Origin of the sequence: Streptomyces sp. 378, from assembly GCF_030124145.1 — a bacterium.
Taxonomy (GTDB): domain Bacteria; phylum Actinomycetota; class Actinomycetes; order Streptomycetales; family Streptomycetaceae; genus Streptomyces.
On record NZ_JASKMS010000045.1, the window covers coordinates 33,077 to 47,655 of the forward strand.

11 protein-coding genes and 2 pseudogenes are annotated in these 14,579 nt (G+C 71.4%); 11 read left to right on the forward strand and 2 right to left on the reverse strand.

Going from position 1 to position 14,579, the window contains the following annotated elements; all coding sequences use genetic code 11:
• Nucleotides 1–74: 74 nt before the first annotated feature.
• A complete protein-coding gene (locus QNO09_RS36810; protein WP_283974584.1) occupies nt 75–1,169 on the reverse strand; it encodes a YeiH family protein in 1,095 nt (364 codons plus the stop codon).
• A 107-nt stretch (nt 1,170–1,276) separates the two neighbouring features.
• Between QNO09_RS36810 and QNO09_RS36815 the strand changes: the two genes are divergently transcribed.
• The 11 genes and pseudogenes from QNO09_RS36815 to QNO09_RS36865 all read left to right on the forward strand — a co-directional run bounded on the left by QNO09_RS36815 (nt 1,277) and on the right by QNO09_RS36865 (nt 14,145).
• Nucleotides 1,277–2,302 (forward strand): LysR family transcriptional regulator, encoded by a 1,026-nt coding sequence (locus tag QNO09_RS36815; protein ID WP_283974595.1) that lies wholly within the window; start codon nt 1,277–1,279, stop codon nt 2,300–2,302.
• Between the two features lie 213 nt (nt 2,303–2,515).
• Complete coding sequence (locus tag QNO09_RS36820) at nt 2,516–3,301, forward strand: GntR family transcriptional regulator (protein WP_283974585.1); 786 nt, start codon at nt 2,516–2,518, stop codon at nt 3,299–3,301.
• A 5-nt stretch (nt 3,302–3,306) separates the two neighbouring features.
• Nucleotides 3,307–6,053 (forward strand): annotated as a pseudogene (locus tag QNO09_RS36825) (fumarate reductase/succinate dehydrogenase flavoprotein subunit).
• Between the two features lie 12 nt (nt 6,054–6,065).
• Nucleotides 6,066–6,293, forward strand: coding sequence for a 4Fe-4S dicluster domain-containing protein (locus tag QNO09_RS36830; RefSeq protein WP_027733159.1), 228 nt, complete (start codon nt 6,066–6,068; stop codon nt 6,291–6,293).
• A gap of 12 nt (nt 6,294–6,305) precedes the next feature.
• Nucleotides 6,306–7,772, forward strand: a complete 1,467-nt coding sequence (locus QNO09_RS36835; RefSeq protein ID WP_283974586.1) for an ABC transporter substrate-binding protein — start codon at nt 6,306–6,308, stop codon at nt 7,770–7,772.
• A 96-nt stretch (nt 7,773–7,868) separates the two neighbouring features.
• The gene (locus QNO09_RS36840; RefSeq protein ID WP_283974587.1) at nt 7,869–8,765 is read left to right on the forward strand and encodes an ABC transporter permease; all 897 of its coding nucleotides are present in this window, start codon (nt 7,869–7,871) and stop codon (nt 8,763–8,765) included.
• The gene (locus QNO09_RS36845) at nt 8,762–9,535 is read left to right on the forward strand and encodes an ABC transporter ATP-binding protein (RefSeq protein ID WP_283974588.1); all 774 of its coding nucleotides are present in this window, start codon (nt 8,762–8,764) and stop codon (nt 9,533–9,535) included. The genes QNO09_RS36840 and QNO09_RS36845 overlap by 4 nt, the downstream gene beginning before the upstream one ends.
• Nucleotides 9,536–9,596: 61 nt before the next feature.
• The gene (fdxA, locus tag QNO09_RS36850; protein WP_283974589.1) at nt 9,597–9,935 is read left to right on the forward strand and encodes a ferredoxin; all 339 of its coding nucleotides are present in this window, start codon (nt 9,597–9,599) and stop codon (nt 9,933–9,935) included.
• A complete protein-coding gene (locus tag QNO09_RS36855) occupies nt 9,932–11,872 on the forward strand; it encodes a 2-oxoacid:acceptor oxidoreductase subunit alpha (protein ID WP_283974590.1) in 1,941 nt (646 codons plus the stop codon). Before fdxA ends, QNO09_RS36855 begins: the two co-directional genes overlap by 4 nt.
• Nucleotides 11,869–12,936 (forward strand): 2-oxoacid:ferredoxin oxidoreductase subunit beta, encoded by a 1,068-nt coding sequence (locus QNO09_RS36860; protein WP_283974591.1) that lies wholly within the window; start codon nt 11,869–11,871, stop codon nt 12,934–12,936. Before QNO09_RS36855 ends, QNO09_RS36860 begins: the two co-directional genes overlap by 4 nt.
• A gap of 57 nt (nt 12,937–12,993) precedes the next feature.
• Nucleotides 12,994–14,145: an Mrp/NBP35 family ATP-binding protein gene (locus tag QNO09_RS36865; RefSeq protein ID WP_283974592.1), complete on the forward strand. Its 1,152-nt coding sequence runs from the start codon at nt 12,994–12,996 to the stop codon at nt 14,143–14,145.
• 116 nt (nt 14,146–14,261) lie between these two features.
• Here the strand turns inward: QNO09_RS36865 and QNO09_RS36870 are convergent.
• Nucleotides 14,262–14,478 (reverse strand): annotated as a pseudogene (locus QNO09_RS36870) (TIM-barrel domain-containing protein); the annotation flags it as partial.
• Between the last annotated feature and the right edge of the window lie 101 nt (nt 14,479–14,579).

The window sequence follows — 14,579 nt, forward strand, 5'->3', positions numbered from 1 at the left end:
CCTCAGACGGGTCCCAGCCGTTGCTCATCAGCGGGAAACGGAACTGGACAGGCGGACACCCGTCCGACCTGGGCTCAGAGCCGGCCGGTGATCGACTGGAGACCGACACCGGCCGCCCCGACGGCGGCCCAGAGGATCGCACCCAGCAGGAGCGGCCGCGGACCCGCCTCGCGCAGCTTGGAGAACCTCATCGCCAGACCGATCCCCGACAGGGCCAGAGTGATCAGGAACGTACTGATCACGGGCAGCGCCGACTCCCATGAGGCAGGGATGCAGCCATAGGTGGCGGCGGCCGACGCGAGCAGGAATCCGACGATGAACACGGGGAACGCCCGCCAGATCCGCCTGCCCGCGCTCTCGTCCTGCCGGGCGTCCCGGTCTCGCCGCCCGAAGGACCGCCACAGCACCAGGGCCACGCAGATCGGCACGATCATGAGACTGCGGGTCAGTTTGACCACCACCGCGTACTCCCCGGCCTCGGAACCGTAGCTGAAGGAGGTCGCGACGACCGAGGACGTGTCGTTGATCGCGGTGCCGCTCCACAGCCCGAACGCCTCCTGCGACATCCCGAGAAGATGGCCCACCGGAGGGAACACGATGACCGCGGCGATGTTGAAGGTGAAGATGGTGCCGAGCGCGTAGGCGACACGGGCCTCGGCGGCGCCCACGGCGGCGGTCACCGCGGCGATCGCCGAGGCCCCGCAGACGCCGGTGCCGACTCCGATGAGCAGCCCGGTCTCGGGGTGGACGCCGAGCAGTCCGCCGACGGCCCAGGCGCCGAGCAGCGCCACGGTCAGCGTGCCCAGCATGACCGGCAGTGACCCCACCCCGACCCGCAGCACGTCACTCAGCGAGAGCCCGGTCCCGAGCACGATGACGGACGCCTGCAGGACCTGTCTGCCCACGACCGCGACCCCGGGGCGCAGGCGCTCGGCCGCTCGGTGGGGGGCCATCCGTCTCAGCAGGGCTCCGGCGAGAGCACCCAGCACGATCCCGAACACCGGGCCGCCCACGGCCGGGACGAGACGGCCCAGCCAGACGGCCGGCAGCGCGACCGCCACCGCCACCGTCAGTCCTGGCAGTACGGCACCCGACGCGCGTCCGGCGCGCCTCGTACCGGCGAGCACGCGTGGCGGCGGCTTGACCGGCAGGGCGTGGGACGATTCCATGACGTCTCCCTTCCTGCATTCCCCAGGGCGATCTGCATCTGCACGATCGCCGGGTGCCGCCGGTCTCCGGTAGAGACCCGTTTCAGAGGAGGTCATAAGCGGTGCTGATGGGCCTTCCGCCGGGGACACCGGAACTCAAAGTGCTGGATCTGCTGGTCTCCGTCGCCCAGACCGGCAGTCTCGGCCGGGCCGCCGCGCGGCACGGGATGACCCAGCCGGCGGCGAGCATGCGCATCACGGCGCTGGAACGGCAGTTGCGGCTGGTGCTGCTCGAACGCGGCCCCACCGGGTCACGCCTCACCCCGGCCGGGACCGCCGTCGTGGACTGGGCGCTGCCGGTGCTCGACGCGGCCCGTGCGCTGGTCAGTGGCGTCGCGGCGCTCCACGCGGATCAGCAGGGCCGACTGCGGATCGCCGCGTCGATGACCATCGCCGATCACCGGGTGCCGGGCTGGCTGATGGCCCTGCGCGCCAGGCTCCCCGAGGTCAGGGTCGCCCTGCGCGTCGGCAATTCCTCGCAGGTCGCCGACATGGTGCGCGGCCGTGAGGCCGATCTCGGTTTCGTCGAGGGCCCGCACGCGCCGGACGGACTCCGCAGCCGCACCATCGCCGACGACGAACTGGTCGTGGTGGTCGCGCCGGGGCACCCGTGGGCCAGGCGCAGACAGCCGCTGCCGCTGCGGACACTGGCGGCCACCCCCTTGATCGTGCGCGAACAGGGCTCGGGCACGCGCGACGCCGTATGGGAAATCCTCCGCCGTTCCGCGACAACGCCCCTCCGCCCGCCCGCACTCGACGGTCCCGCTCCTCCTGTGTCTTCTGTCCGGACCCCTCCCGCCACGGTCTCGGGAAGTGCGGTCAACCCGGTCCGGCCGGAGATCGACGGGGAACCCGCGCCGCCCGCGGCGGAACTGGGTTCCACCACCGCGATCAAGTCGGCCGTGTCCACGGGCGACGCACCTGCCGTGCTGAGCCGCCTCGCCGTATCGGCCGAACTGGACGACCGCCGGCTGATCAGCGTGCCGCTGGAGGAACCCGCCCTGCTGCGGCGGCGGTTCCGGGCCGTCTGGCTGCGGGAGACGCCCCCGGTGGGGCCGGCGGCCACGCTGCTGACCCTGGCCGCCCGCAGATAGCGGGCGACCCGCAGGCGACCGGCCGCCACCCACCGGAGCCCCCTGCCGGCGGGTGCCCACAAGCCCCGCGCCCCGTCCACAGCCCTGGCGCTACCGGCTCGCCCCTGTCTGTTCTCCCAGGTCAGGAGAGCGTCGGCCGTGATGAGACTGGCGTAACCAGTGCGTAATTCCGGCAACCGGTCGGCGTAACACCCCCTCCGCAGCATTCCGGCCATGACAGGGATCGTCGCTGGTGGCAGAGGTTCGAGCAGCCGTGTCGCACCGGTACGGCGGATTCGGGACGTGCTGCGCACCCGTGTTCTCACGGGGGTCTACGGAACACGTCCGCTGCCCTCCGAGGCGGAGCTGGCCGCGGAACTGGGTGCCAGCCGCAACGTCGTCCGGGACGTCCTCGCGCTGTTGCGCATCGAGGGCCTGGTGGACCGGATTCCCGGCGTCGGCACGTTCGTCGTGTCGGGAAAGGCCGTACAGGGCCTGGACCGGCTGCGCGGGCTGGCCGAGAGCTTCGACACCGGCTGCGACCGTGTGGTCAACCAGGTGCTGCTGGCCGACACCGTGCCCGCCACGCCCACCGTGGCCGAGCGGCTCGAACTCGCCCCGGGCACCGAGGTGGTGGCCCTGGAGCGGGTGCGGCTGCTCGACGGTCAGCCGCTGTCGCTGGACGCCAGTTACCTCCCCGCGGACATCGGCGGGCCCCTGCTCGAGATGGACCTGGCGCGGCACGACGTCTTCGGGCTCCTCGAAGGCGAACTGGGCCACCCCCTGGGCGCCGCCGCCCTGTCCATCGAGGCGATCGCCGCCGACCGTACCGTCGCCGGCCTGCTGCGCGTGGCGGACGGCTTTCCCCTGCTGTTCCTCGAACGGCTGACCTACACCCACGCGGGCCGGCCGATCGATCTCGAGTTCGTTCGCTTCCGCGGCGACCGGATGTCCCTGGCCGGCTGGCTCCACCGCACCCCCGGCCCGCTGCTGAACCACCCTCCCACCGAAAGGGGCTGACCTCCGTGCAGATCCCACCCCAGTCACGACGCCGCGAGTTCACCTGCGACGTCCTCATCGTCGGCGGGGGCACCGCCGGCACCATGGCGGCCCTCACCGCGGCGGCGAACGGCGCGAACGTCCTCCTGCTGGAGAAGGCACACGTGCGCCACTCCGGTGCCCTGGCCATGGGCATGGACGGGGTGAACAACGCCGTCGTGCCGGGCAAGGCGACCCCCGAGGACTACGTCGCCGACATCACCCTCGCCAACGACGGCATCGTCAACCAGCGCACCATCTACGAGACCGCCACCCGCGGCTTCGGCATGGTGCAGCGGCTGGAGGGCTACGGCGTCAAGTTCGAGAAGGACGAACACAACGAGTACGCCGTACGCAAGGTGCACCGCTCGGGCAGCTACGTGCTGCCGATGCCGGAGGGCCGCGACGTCAAGAAGGTCCTGTACCGCACGCTGCGCGCCCGCCACGTGCGCTCCCGGGTCACGATCGAGAACCGGATCATGCCGGTGCGGGTCCTCACCGTGGACGGCCGGGCGGTCGGCGCGGTGGGATTCGACACCCGCTCCGGGGAGTTCGTCACCATCTCGGCCGGCGCGGTGATCCTGGCCGCCGGGGCCTGCGGGCGCCTGGGCCTTCCGGCCAGCGGCTATCTGTACGGCACGTACGAGAACCCCACCAACGCCGGTGACGGCTACGCGATGGCGTACCACGCGGGCGCGGAGCTGTCCGGCATCGAGTGCTTCCAGATCAACCCGCTCATCAAGGACTACAACGGGCCGGCGTGCGCCTACGTCGCCAACCCCTTCGGGGGCTACACGGTCAACGCCGACGGCAACCGCTTCGTCGACTGCGACTACTGGTCCGGCCAGATGATGGCCGAGGTCAAGCGCGAGCTGGACAGTGCCCGCGGCCCCATCTACCTCAAGCTCAGCCACCTGCCGGACGCCACGATCAACCAGATCGAGGGCATCCTGCACACCACCGAGCGGCCCACCCGCGGCACCTTCCACGAAGGCCGCGGCCACGACTACCGCACCCGTGACATCGAGATGCACGTCTCGGAGATCGGGCTGTGCAGCGGCCACTCCGCCTCGGGCGTCTGGGTCGACGAGCACGCCGCCACCACGGTGCCCGGCCTGTACGCCGCCGGGGACATGGCCTGCGTACCGCACAACTACATGATCGGCGCCTTCGTCTACGGGGACATCGCCGGTGAGCACGCCAGTGGCTTCGCCGCCTCAGCCGGCCGCCCCGCGCTGCCCGAGGACCAGATCGCCGCGGCGCACGAACTGATCTACCGGCCGCTGTCCCACCCGGACGGACCGCCCCAGCCGCAGGTGGAGTACAAGCTCCGCCGGTTCGTCAACGACTACCTCCAGCCGCCCAAGACCGAGCGCTATCTGACCCTCGGTCTGGAGGCGTTCGGGCGGATGAGCCGCGAGATCGCCGCCATGGGGGCCCGCACCCCGCACGAGCTGATGCGCTGCGCCGAGGTCACCTTCATCCGGGACTGCGCCGAGATGGCCGCGCGCGCCTCACTGGCCCGTACGGAAAGCCGCTGGGGCCTGTACCACCAGCGCGCCGACTGGCCCGAGCAGGACGACGCGAACTGGTTCCGGCACCTGAACCTGCGCAAGAGCCGCGCGGCGGGCGCGGGCGAGACGGGCGAGATGGAGACACTGACCCGGCCGGTGGCGCCGTACATCGTGCCGGTGCCCGGTTTCATCCGCCCGGACGGGGTGCCGAACGTGCCCGCCCCGACCGGCGCCGACCTGGCGGCGGTGTGGGGATGACCGGCACTACGCCCACGCCGGGCGGCCCCCACCGCATCCTGGCGCTCCTCGAACTCGCCGAGGAGGTCCCGACGACCGAGGAGCTGGCGGAGTTCCTCACCGACGCCGACCCCGACGTGCGCCGCACCGCGCTGACCGTGCTCAGTGAGGCGGCGGAATCCTGGGAGGAGCCGTCGGCGGTCTTCGCCGCGGCCCTGCTGGACCCGGACCCGGCCGTCCGCGGCGCCGCCGTCGAACTGCTCGGCGAGCTGCGGGAGGTGCTGGTGCCCGGCGAACGTTTCGCACGGTCGCTGCGCGACGCGTGCGGGCACCCGGACGCCGACGTCCGGGGCGCCGCGGTGGTCGCTTTGTGGCGTCACCGGCTGTGCACGGTCGGCGAGTTGACCGCCCTGCTGACCGACCCGGACGAGGCCGTGCGCTGCGAGACCGTGCTGGGGCTCGTCTCCCTGGACGCACTGGACGCGCTGGCGGACGCCGCCGGGGATCCGGCCGCCGCGGTACGTCTCGCCGTGGCCCGGGGACTGGCGGCCGTCGGAGACCCGCGCGGCGCCGCCACCCTGATCCGCCTCGCCGAGGACTCCGACGTCCTGGTCCGGGCGGCTGCTCTGTCCGCCATGGCGCACACCGGCTGCACCGAGCGGGCGGCGGCCCTGGCCCGTACGGCTCTGTCCGACCCCGCCTGGCAGATCCGGCAGGGGGCGGCGGCGGCACTGGCGGTGGCCGACCCCCAAGAGGCGGTCGCCCCGCTGATCGCCGCGACCCGGGACACCAACCTCGACGTGCGCAAGGCCGCCGTGCGTGGCCTCGGGGGTCTCGCGGCGGGCCGCCCGGAGGTCCGGGCCGCGCTCGAGGCAGCCGTCACCGACGTGGACGCCGACGTCCGCGCCTTCGCCCGCATGGGCCTGTCCGACGCTCGTGCGGACCTCAGCGAACCCCCGACCACCGACACCACGACAGGCTGAAGGAGACCACTGATGGCACACGCATCCCACCGGGTCGACGTACCGGTCACCATCGACGAATCCAAGTGCATCGACGGATGCACCCTCTGCGTGGACATGTGCCCGCTTGACTCACTGGCCATCCACCCCGAGACCGGCAAGGCGTACATGCACGTCGACGAGTGCTGGTACTGCGGCCCCTGTGCGGCCCGCTGCCCGGTCGACGCGGTCACGGTCGACATCCCCTTCCTGCTGCGGTGACTGGAGCCTGACATGTATCCCTTTCCGCACCCCGTCCCACGGCCCTCGCTCCCGCAGCGGTCCCGCCGCCGGCCGCTGCTCGCCGTACTCGCCGCACTGGGGCTCGGCGCCAGTGCCTGCGGTACCGACACCCCGGGCGGCGGTTCCTCGACCGTGGTGGTCAACATCGGCTACCAGTCCAAGACCATCAACACCGTCACCGCGGGCACCCTGCTGCGCGACCGAGGCACCTTCGAGCGCAAGCTGAACGCCCTCGGCAAGACCTCGGGAGTGCGGTACAAGGTCGTCTGGCACGACTTCCCCTCCGGGCCGCCGCTGACCGCCCAGATGATCGCCGGCAAGGTGGACATCGGCTCCATGGGCGACTACCCGGTCCTCGTCAACGGTTCGAAGACCGCGGGCTTCCCCGACGCCAGGTCGGAGCTCGTCGCGGTCACCGGATACAACCTGCGCGGATCGCTCAACCAGGTCGTCGTGCCGAAGGACTCCCCGGCACAGAAGTTGACCGACCTGCGTGGCAAGGTCCTGTCCACCAGCGTCGGCTCGGCCGCACACGGAATGCTCGTGAACGCCCTCCGCAAGAACGGACTGAGCCCGGACGACGTCAAGCTGCTCAACCAGGAACCGGCGGTCGGCGCCTCGGCGCTGGAGGGCGGACAGGTCGCCGCGCTGTCCCAGTTCGTGCCCTGGCCGCAGCTGATGGTGTTCCGCAAGCAGGGCAGGCTGCTCTACGACGGAGGGTCCAACGGCGTCGCGACGTTCCACGCCGTCGTCTCCCGCAAGGCGTACACCGACGACCACCCGGAGGTGTTGCGGGTCTTCCTGGAGTCGGTGCGCGACACCGCGGACCACCTCAACAAGAACCCGCTGGCCGCCGCCCGGCAGGTCGCCGAGGTCACGGGAATCGAACCCGAGGTGGTCTACCTCTACAACGGACCGAGCGGCCTGGTGACCTTCGACCCGACCATCAAGCCGCAGCTGGTCGACGCGCTCTCCGAAGACCTGCCCTTCCTCAAGGACCTCGGCTCCGTCAAGGACCTGGACCTCGACGAGTTCGTCAACGACAGCCATCTCCGCGAGATCTACGGCGCCTCGTACGACGCCGCCAGCCAGAGCACCGCGTCTCCGAGCACGCTCAGCGGCCAGGACCCGGTCTGCCACGAGCCCGTCAAGGATCCCCGCACCGCCTCGGAAGTGTGGTTCAGCGGCCGGAAGACGACCGGGGTGGCGGCGACTCCCACCTGCCTGCTCCGGCAGATCGCCGCACACGAGGGGGACGTACGAGCCGCCTACGTACCGGACGCGAAGCACGGGACCCGGATGTTCGCGTCCGCCGCGACCTGGGTGCTCGACCCCGACCGGTCCGCGAACTCCCGGCTGCTGCCGTTCGCGGTGGCCGCGGACGCGGATTCCTATCTGGTGGACCACGCGGGCGCCCGCAGGCTCGGCTACGAGGCGGCGCTGGCGGCTGCTTCGTGAACCGGCGGCGCTCGCAAGGAGCCGCGCCACGTCACCACCCATCCCCGAGCCGAGTAGGTATCGCAGGAATCGCAGGAATCGCAGGAAAGAGGACGCATGACAACGACTCCCGTCTCCCAGCAGTCCCTGACATCCCCCGGTGATCCGATCACCGTCACCCCGCGATCACGTCCCGGTCTGCGTGCCGGCCTGCGCCCGCTCACCGCGTTCGGAGGGTGGCCGCGCCGGCTGGCCTCCGGCGCGCGGGCGGCGCTGCCGCTGGCCGCGGCCCTGCTGATCTGGTACCTGCTCACGGCCGACGACGTCATCCTGTGGCTTCGCTTCGACAAGGTGCCCGGCCCGGTCGAGGTGGTCCACACACTCACGGCACAACTGGCCTCCGGCAGCTACTACCAGGACCTGCTCGCCAGTCTGCGCCGCATCCTGCTCGGCTTCGGGCTCGCCGCGGTGAGCGGGGTGGCCATCGGCATGGCGATCGGGCGCTCCCGGGTCGTCCAGGCCCTGGTCCGGCCGCTCATCGAGGTGGCCCGGCCGATCCCGGCGATCGCCCTGGTCCCGCTGGCCATCCTCGTCTTCCCGACCGGCGAGCAGGGCATCGTCTTCATCACCTTCTTCGCCGCGTTCTTCCCGGTGGTGGTGAGCACCATCCACGCGATGAAGACCCTGCCCAAGGTATGGGAGGAGGCCGCCCGGACGATGGGCGCCCGCCGCCTGTCCGTGCTGGCGCACGTGGTGCTTCCGGGAGCGATGCCGGGCATCTTCTCGGGGCTGTCCGTCTCCGTGGGGGTGGCCTGGATCTGCGTGATCAGTGCCGAGATGATCTCCGGTCAGTTCGGCGTCGGCTACTACACCTGGCAGTCCTACGGCCTGCTCGACTACTCCGGTGTGATCGTCGGGATGCTGTCCATCGGCATCCTGGGCTGGGGTACGGCCTGGTTGGTGGAGCGGCTCGGGTCCCGCGTCAACCGCTGGCTGCCGAGGAGCGCCCGATGAGCGCCGGAGCGCGGGTCCGGCTGGAAGGACTGAAGCTCGCCTTCGGCGACATGCCGGCCGCCGAGGTCGACCTCGATGTGCGGCCCGGAGAGATCGTGGTCCTGCTCGGGCCGTCCGGGTGCGGGAAGTCGACCATTCTGCGGGCCCTGGCGGGACTGCTCACCCCCACCGCCGGGCGCGCGGAGGTCGACGGGAAACCGGTGGGCGGGACCGACACGGTCTGCGCGATGGTCTTCCAGGAGGACGCCCTGCTGCCCTGGCGTTCCGCGGCGCGCAATGTGGAGTACGCCCTGAAACTGCGCGGCGTGCCCCGGCGGGATCGGCGTCGGGAAGCCGAGGAACTCCTGGCCCAGGTCGGTCTGGAGGGCTTCTTCGACCACCTGCCGGGCCAGTTGTCGGGCGGTATGCGGCAACGTGTGCAGCTCGCCCGGACGTTGGCCACCCGCCCCCGGGTGATGCTGATGGACGAGCCGTTCGGCGCACTGGACGCCCAGACCCGCACGGAGATGCAGCAACTGCTGATCTCGGTCTGGCGGCAGTACGGGACCACGATCCTCTTCGTCACCCATGACGTCGACGAGGCCCTGCTGCTGGGCGACCGGGTCGTCCTGCTCAGCCCCCGGCCCGCCCGCGTGCGCGAGATCGTCGACATCCCCGGACCGCGGCGCCCGGGCGCCCAGTTCGAACCCGACTTCGCCCGTCGCCGTTACGAGATCCTCGCCTCGCTGGGCGATGCTCCGCCCGCCGAGCATTCCCCCGAAGGCGCCTGAAGTCCCTGTCGCCCGGCCCACCACAGGTCGTTCGACCCCACATCAAAGGAGTCACCTCATCATGACTTTCGTCATCGGGGCCGCATGCGTCGACGTCATGGACCGCGCCTGTGTCGACGAGTGCCCGGTGGACTGCATCTACGTCGGGGAGCGCATGGCCTACATCAACCCCGACGAGTGCATCGACTGCAGCGCCTGTGAACCCGTCTGCCCGGTCGAGGCCATCGCCACCATCGAGGAACTCGCACCCGAGGACGCGCCGTTCGTCACGGAGAACGCGCGCTTCTTCACCGAGCCGCTGCCCGGCCGGGCCGAGCCGCTGGGCTCGCCCGGCGGCGCCGCGGAGCTCGGCCCGATCGGTGTCGACACCCCCTTCGTCCAGAGTTACGTGGCGCCATGAGCGGCACCGACACCGGCCCCGCAGGCACCTCCGCCGCCGGCCTCACCGGCCCCGCAGGCATCGAGCGGACCGAGCAGCGGACCGAAGGGACCGAACGGCTCGAGCGGGTGGTCATCCGTTTCGCCGGTGACTCCGGAGACGGTATGCAGCTCACCGGCGACCGGTTCACCTCGGCGGCCGCGGCCTTCGGGAACGACCTCGCCACCCTGCCGAACTTCCCGGCCGAGATCCGCGCCCCCCAGGGCAGCATCGCCGGAGTCTCGTCCTTCCAGGTGCATTTCGCCGACTACGACATCCTCACCGCCGGAGACCGGCCCGACGTGCTGGTGGCGATGAACCCGGCCGCTCTGAAGGCCAACCTCGCCGACCTGCCGCCGGGCGCCACGGTGATCGTGAACACCGACGAGTTCACCCCGCGCAACCTGGCCAGGGCCGGCTACGGCACCGACCCGCTGGAGGACGGCACGCTCACCTCCTTCCAGGTCCACCGGGTCACCATGGCCACGCTGACGCGGGGAGCCCTGGCGGACACCGGTCTGAGCAAGAAGGACGCGGAGCGGGCGAAGAACATGTTCGCCCTGGGCCTGCTGTCCTGGATGTACCACCGTCCGACCGCCGGGACCGAGCGGTTCCTGCGGCAGAAGTTCGCACGCAGGCCCGAGATCGCCGAGGCGAACATCCTCGCCTTCCGGGCCGGCTGGAACTACGGCGAGACCACCGAGTCGTTCGCCGTGACCTTCGAGGTCGCCCCCGCCACGGCGCTGACTCCGGGCACGTACCGGCAGATCACCGGCAACACCGCCCTGGCCTACGGGATCGTCGCGGCCGGGGCCCGGTCCGGACTGCCGGTGCTCCTCGGCAGCTACCCGATCACCCCGGCCAGCGACATCCTGCACGAGCTGTCCCGGCACAAGAACTTCGGCGTGACCACCGTGCAGGCGGAGGACGAGATCGCCGCCGTCGGGGTCGCGCTGGGGGCGTCGTACGGCGGGGCCCTGGGCGTGACCACCACGTCCGGTCCCGGTCTCGCCCTCAAGAGCGAGACGATCGGCCTGGCCGTGATGACCGAGCTGCCGCTGCTGGTGATCGACGTGCAGCGCGGCGGGCCGTCCACCGGCCTGCCCACCAAGACGGAGCAGGCGGACCTGCTGCAGGCCATGTTCGGCCGCAACGGCGAATCCCCGGTTCCGGTCCTCGCGCCGGCCACCCCGGCGGACTGCTTCGAGACGGTGCTCGACGCGGCCCGGATCGCGCTCACCTACCGGACACCGGTGCTGCTGCTGTCCGACGGCCATATCGCCAACGGCTCCGAGCCCTGGCTCGTCCCGGACGCCTCTCAACTGCCCGACCTGAGCGTCGAGTTCACCACCGAGCCCAACGCCCCCGACGGATCCGGCGGTTTCTGGGGCTATCTGCGCGACCCGCACACCCTCGCCCGGCCCTGGGCGGTGCCCGGCACTCCCGGACTCGAACACCGCATCGGTGGCCTGGAGAAGGCCGACGGCACGGGCGACATCTCCTACGACGCGGACAACCACGACCGCATGGTGCGGCTGCGGCAGGCCAGGATCGACGGGATCACCGTGCCCGACGCCGTGCCGGACGACCCGTCCGGCCGGGCCGAGGTCCTGGTGGTGGGCTGGGGCTCGTCGTACGGGCCGATCGGCGCCGCCGCACGCCGGGTCCGCCGGGCCGGACACCCCCTCGCGCACCTGCACCTGCGGCACCTCAACCCCCTGCCCGCCAACCTCGGCGAGGTGCTCTCCCGCTACGAGCGCGTCGTGGTCCCGGAGTTGAACCTCGGCCAGCTCGCGCTGCTACTGCGCGCCAAGTACCTGGTCGACGCCGTCTCGTACACGAAGGTGGCCGGTCTGCCGTTCGGGGCGGAAGAACTCCAGGGCGTGTTCACCGATGTGATCGAAGGAGTCCGGACATGACCACCATCGACCTCGGCCTGCCCGGCCTCGGCGGGCAGGCACTGGTGCCCGAGTCCGGGACGAAGCTGTCACCGCAGGACTTCAAGTCCGACCAGGAGGTGCGCTGGTGCCCCGGCTGCGGGGACTACGCGGTGCTGGCCGCCGTCCAGGGCTTCATGCCCCGGCTGGGGCTGAGGCGGGAGAACACCGTGTTCATCTCCGGCATCGGCTGTTCCTCCCGCTTCCCGTACTACATGAACACCTACGGGATGCACTCCATCCACGGCCGCGCTCCGGCCATCGCCACCGGCCTGGCCGTGGCCCGACCCGACTTGTCGGTGTGGGTGGTCACCGGCGACGGGGACGCCCTGTCGATCGGCGGCAACCACCTCATCCACACCCTGCGCCGCAACGTGAACCTCAAGATCCTGCTGTTCAACAACCGCATCTACGGGCTCACCAAGGGCCAATACTCGCCGACCTCGGAGACGGGCAAGGTCACCAAGTCCACCCCGATGGGCTCGGTCGACGCCCCCTTCGACCCGGTCTCGCTGGCCCTGGGCGCCGGCGCCACCTTCGTGGCCCGCGTCCTCGACTCGGACCGAGCGGGGCTGACCGGCGTGCTCACCGCCGCCGCCGAACACCGGGGCACCGCGCTCGTGGAGATCTACCAGAACTGCCCGATCTTCAACGACGGTGCCTTCGAGGTCCTGCGGCGGCCCGGGGAGCGGGAGCGGCGGCTCGTCCCCCTGCGCCACGGCGAGCCGCTGCGCTTCGGCGCCGAAGGGGAGTTCGGCGTCGTCCGTACCGGCTCCGGAGGGCTTCAGACGGCGAAGGTCTCGGACGTGGGGACGGAGGCGCTGGTGGTGCACGACGCCACCCTGGAGGACCCCTCCCACGCCTTCGCCCTGTCGCGGCTGTGCTCCCAGGACCTCGCCCACACCGTCACCGGCGTCTTCCGCTCCGTCAGCCGCCCGGTCTACGACGACCAGGTCCGCGCCCAGACCGAGCAGGCCAGGAGCACCACACCCGCCGACCTCCAGTCCCTGCTCGCCGGCAAGGACACCTGGACCGTCGCCGGCTGACGTCACGTCTCCCCTCTCCGCCCTCACCCAGCGCCCCACGGATTCGGAGCACCGCCTGTGACAACCGCAGAGATCCACGAGCACGCCGCCCTGACCACGGAGACGGTCCGCGAGGCGCTGTCCGAAGTCCTCGATCCGGAGATCCAGCGGCCCATCACCGACCTCGGGATGGTCAAGGAGGTCTCGGTGGGAGCCGACGGCGTGGTGCTGGTCGGCATCTACCTGACCGTCTCCGGCTGCCCGCTGCGCGAGAAGATCACCGCGGACGCCACCGCCGCCGTCTCCGCGCTGCCCGGGGTACGCGAGGTGCGGATCGAGCTCGACGTGATGAGCGACGAGCAACGCACCGAACTGCGCAGGAGCCTGCGGGGCGACACGGACGAGCCGGACATCCCCTTCGCCCGGCCCGGCTCCCTGACCCGGGTGTACTGCGTCGCCTCCGGCAAGGGCGGGGTCGGGAAATCGAGTGTCACGGTCAACCTGGCGGTCGCGATGGCCTCCCGCGGGTTGTCGGTCGGCGTGCTGGACGCCGACATCCACGGCCACTCGGTGCCGCGCATGCTGGGAGTGACGGCGGGCCCCACCCGCGTCGAAAAGATGATCATGCCGCCCCGGGCGAACGGTGTGAAGGTGATCTCCGTCGGGATGTTCACCTCGGACAACGCGCCGGTGATGTGGCGCGGCCCGCTGCTGCACCGCGCGCTGCGGCAGTTCCTCGGCGAGGTGTATTGGGGGGATCTCGACGTGCTGCTGCTCGACCTGCCGCCCGGCACCGGCGACATCGCCCTCTCCATAGCCCAGTTGCTTCCCGGCTCCGAGATCCTCGTGGTGACCACACCGCAGGCGGCCGCCGCCGAGGTGGCCGAGCGGGCCGGAGCCATGGGCCTGCAGACCGGGCAGCGGGTGGCCGGGGTGGTGGAGAACATGTCCTGGCTGCGGTTGCCGGACGGTTCGACGACGCGGCTCTTCGGCTCCGGCGGCGGCCGTACGGTCGCCGACTCGCTGTCCCTCGCACTGGACACGGAAGTCCCTCTGCTGGGTCAGGTGCCGATGGATCCCCTCCTGGGCGAGGCGGGCGACGCCGGGACGCCGTTGGTGCTGAGTGCCCCCGAGGCTCCCGCGGCGGCGGCGCTCCGCGGGATCGCGGAGGGGCTGACCACACGCCGACGTGGCCTGGCCGGTCACAGGCTCCCGGTCAGCCCGTCATGACCGCGTCCTCGCCGTCAAGGCCGGTGGGACGAGTCGCACGGCTGCCGTGCAGAAGTGCTCGTACGCCGAGCGGATTCCGTGCCGCCACTGCCGGGTCAGCTCGCTGAATCCCTCCGGGTCCAGTGGAAGAAGTCGCAGACGATCACCGACAGCGGCAGCCCGCGCTCCTTGTACTCGCTGGCGACAGCCAGGAAGTTCGTCCTGCGTGCGGTAGCGCAGCCTGGACTGCCAGAAACCGGCCGCCCCTTCGGGCAGTAGGGGCGGAGGGCCGGTGGCGCCGGCGTAGACCTCCGTGATCTCGGCCGGGGTGTCACCCGCCGTGACCCAGTAGTCGGTCGGGAACAGCCAGGGCGCGTTTGTCTCGTTGCTGCCGGCTTTGCGCAGTGCGGCGGGGGAGCCGTAGCGCTCCAGCAGCCAGGTGACGGCCGGGTGGT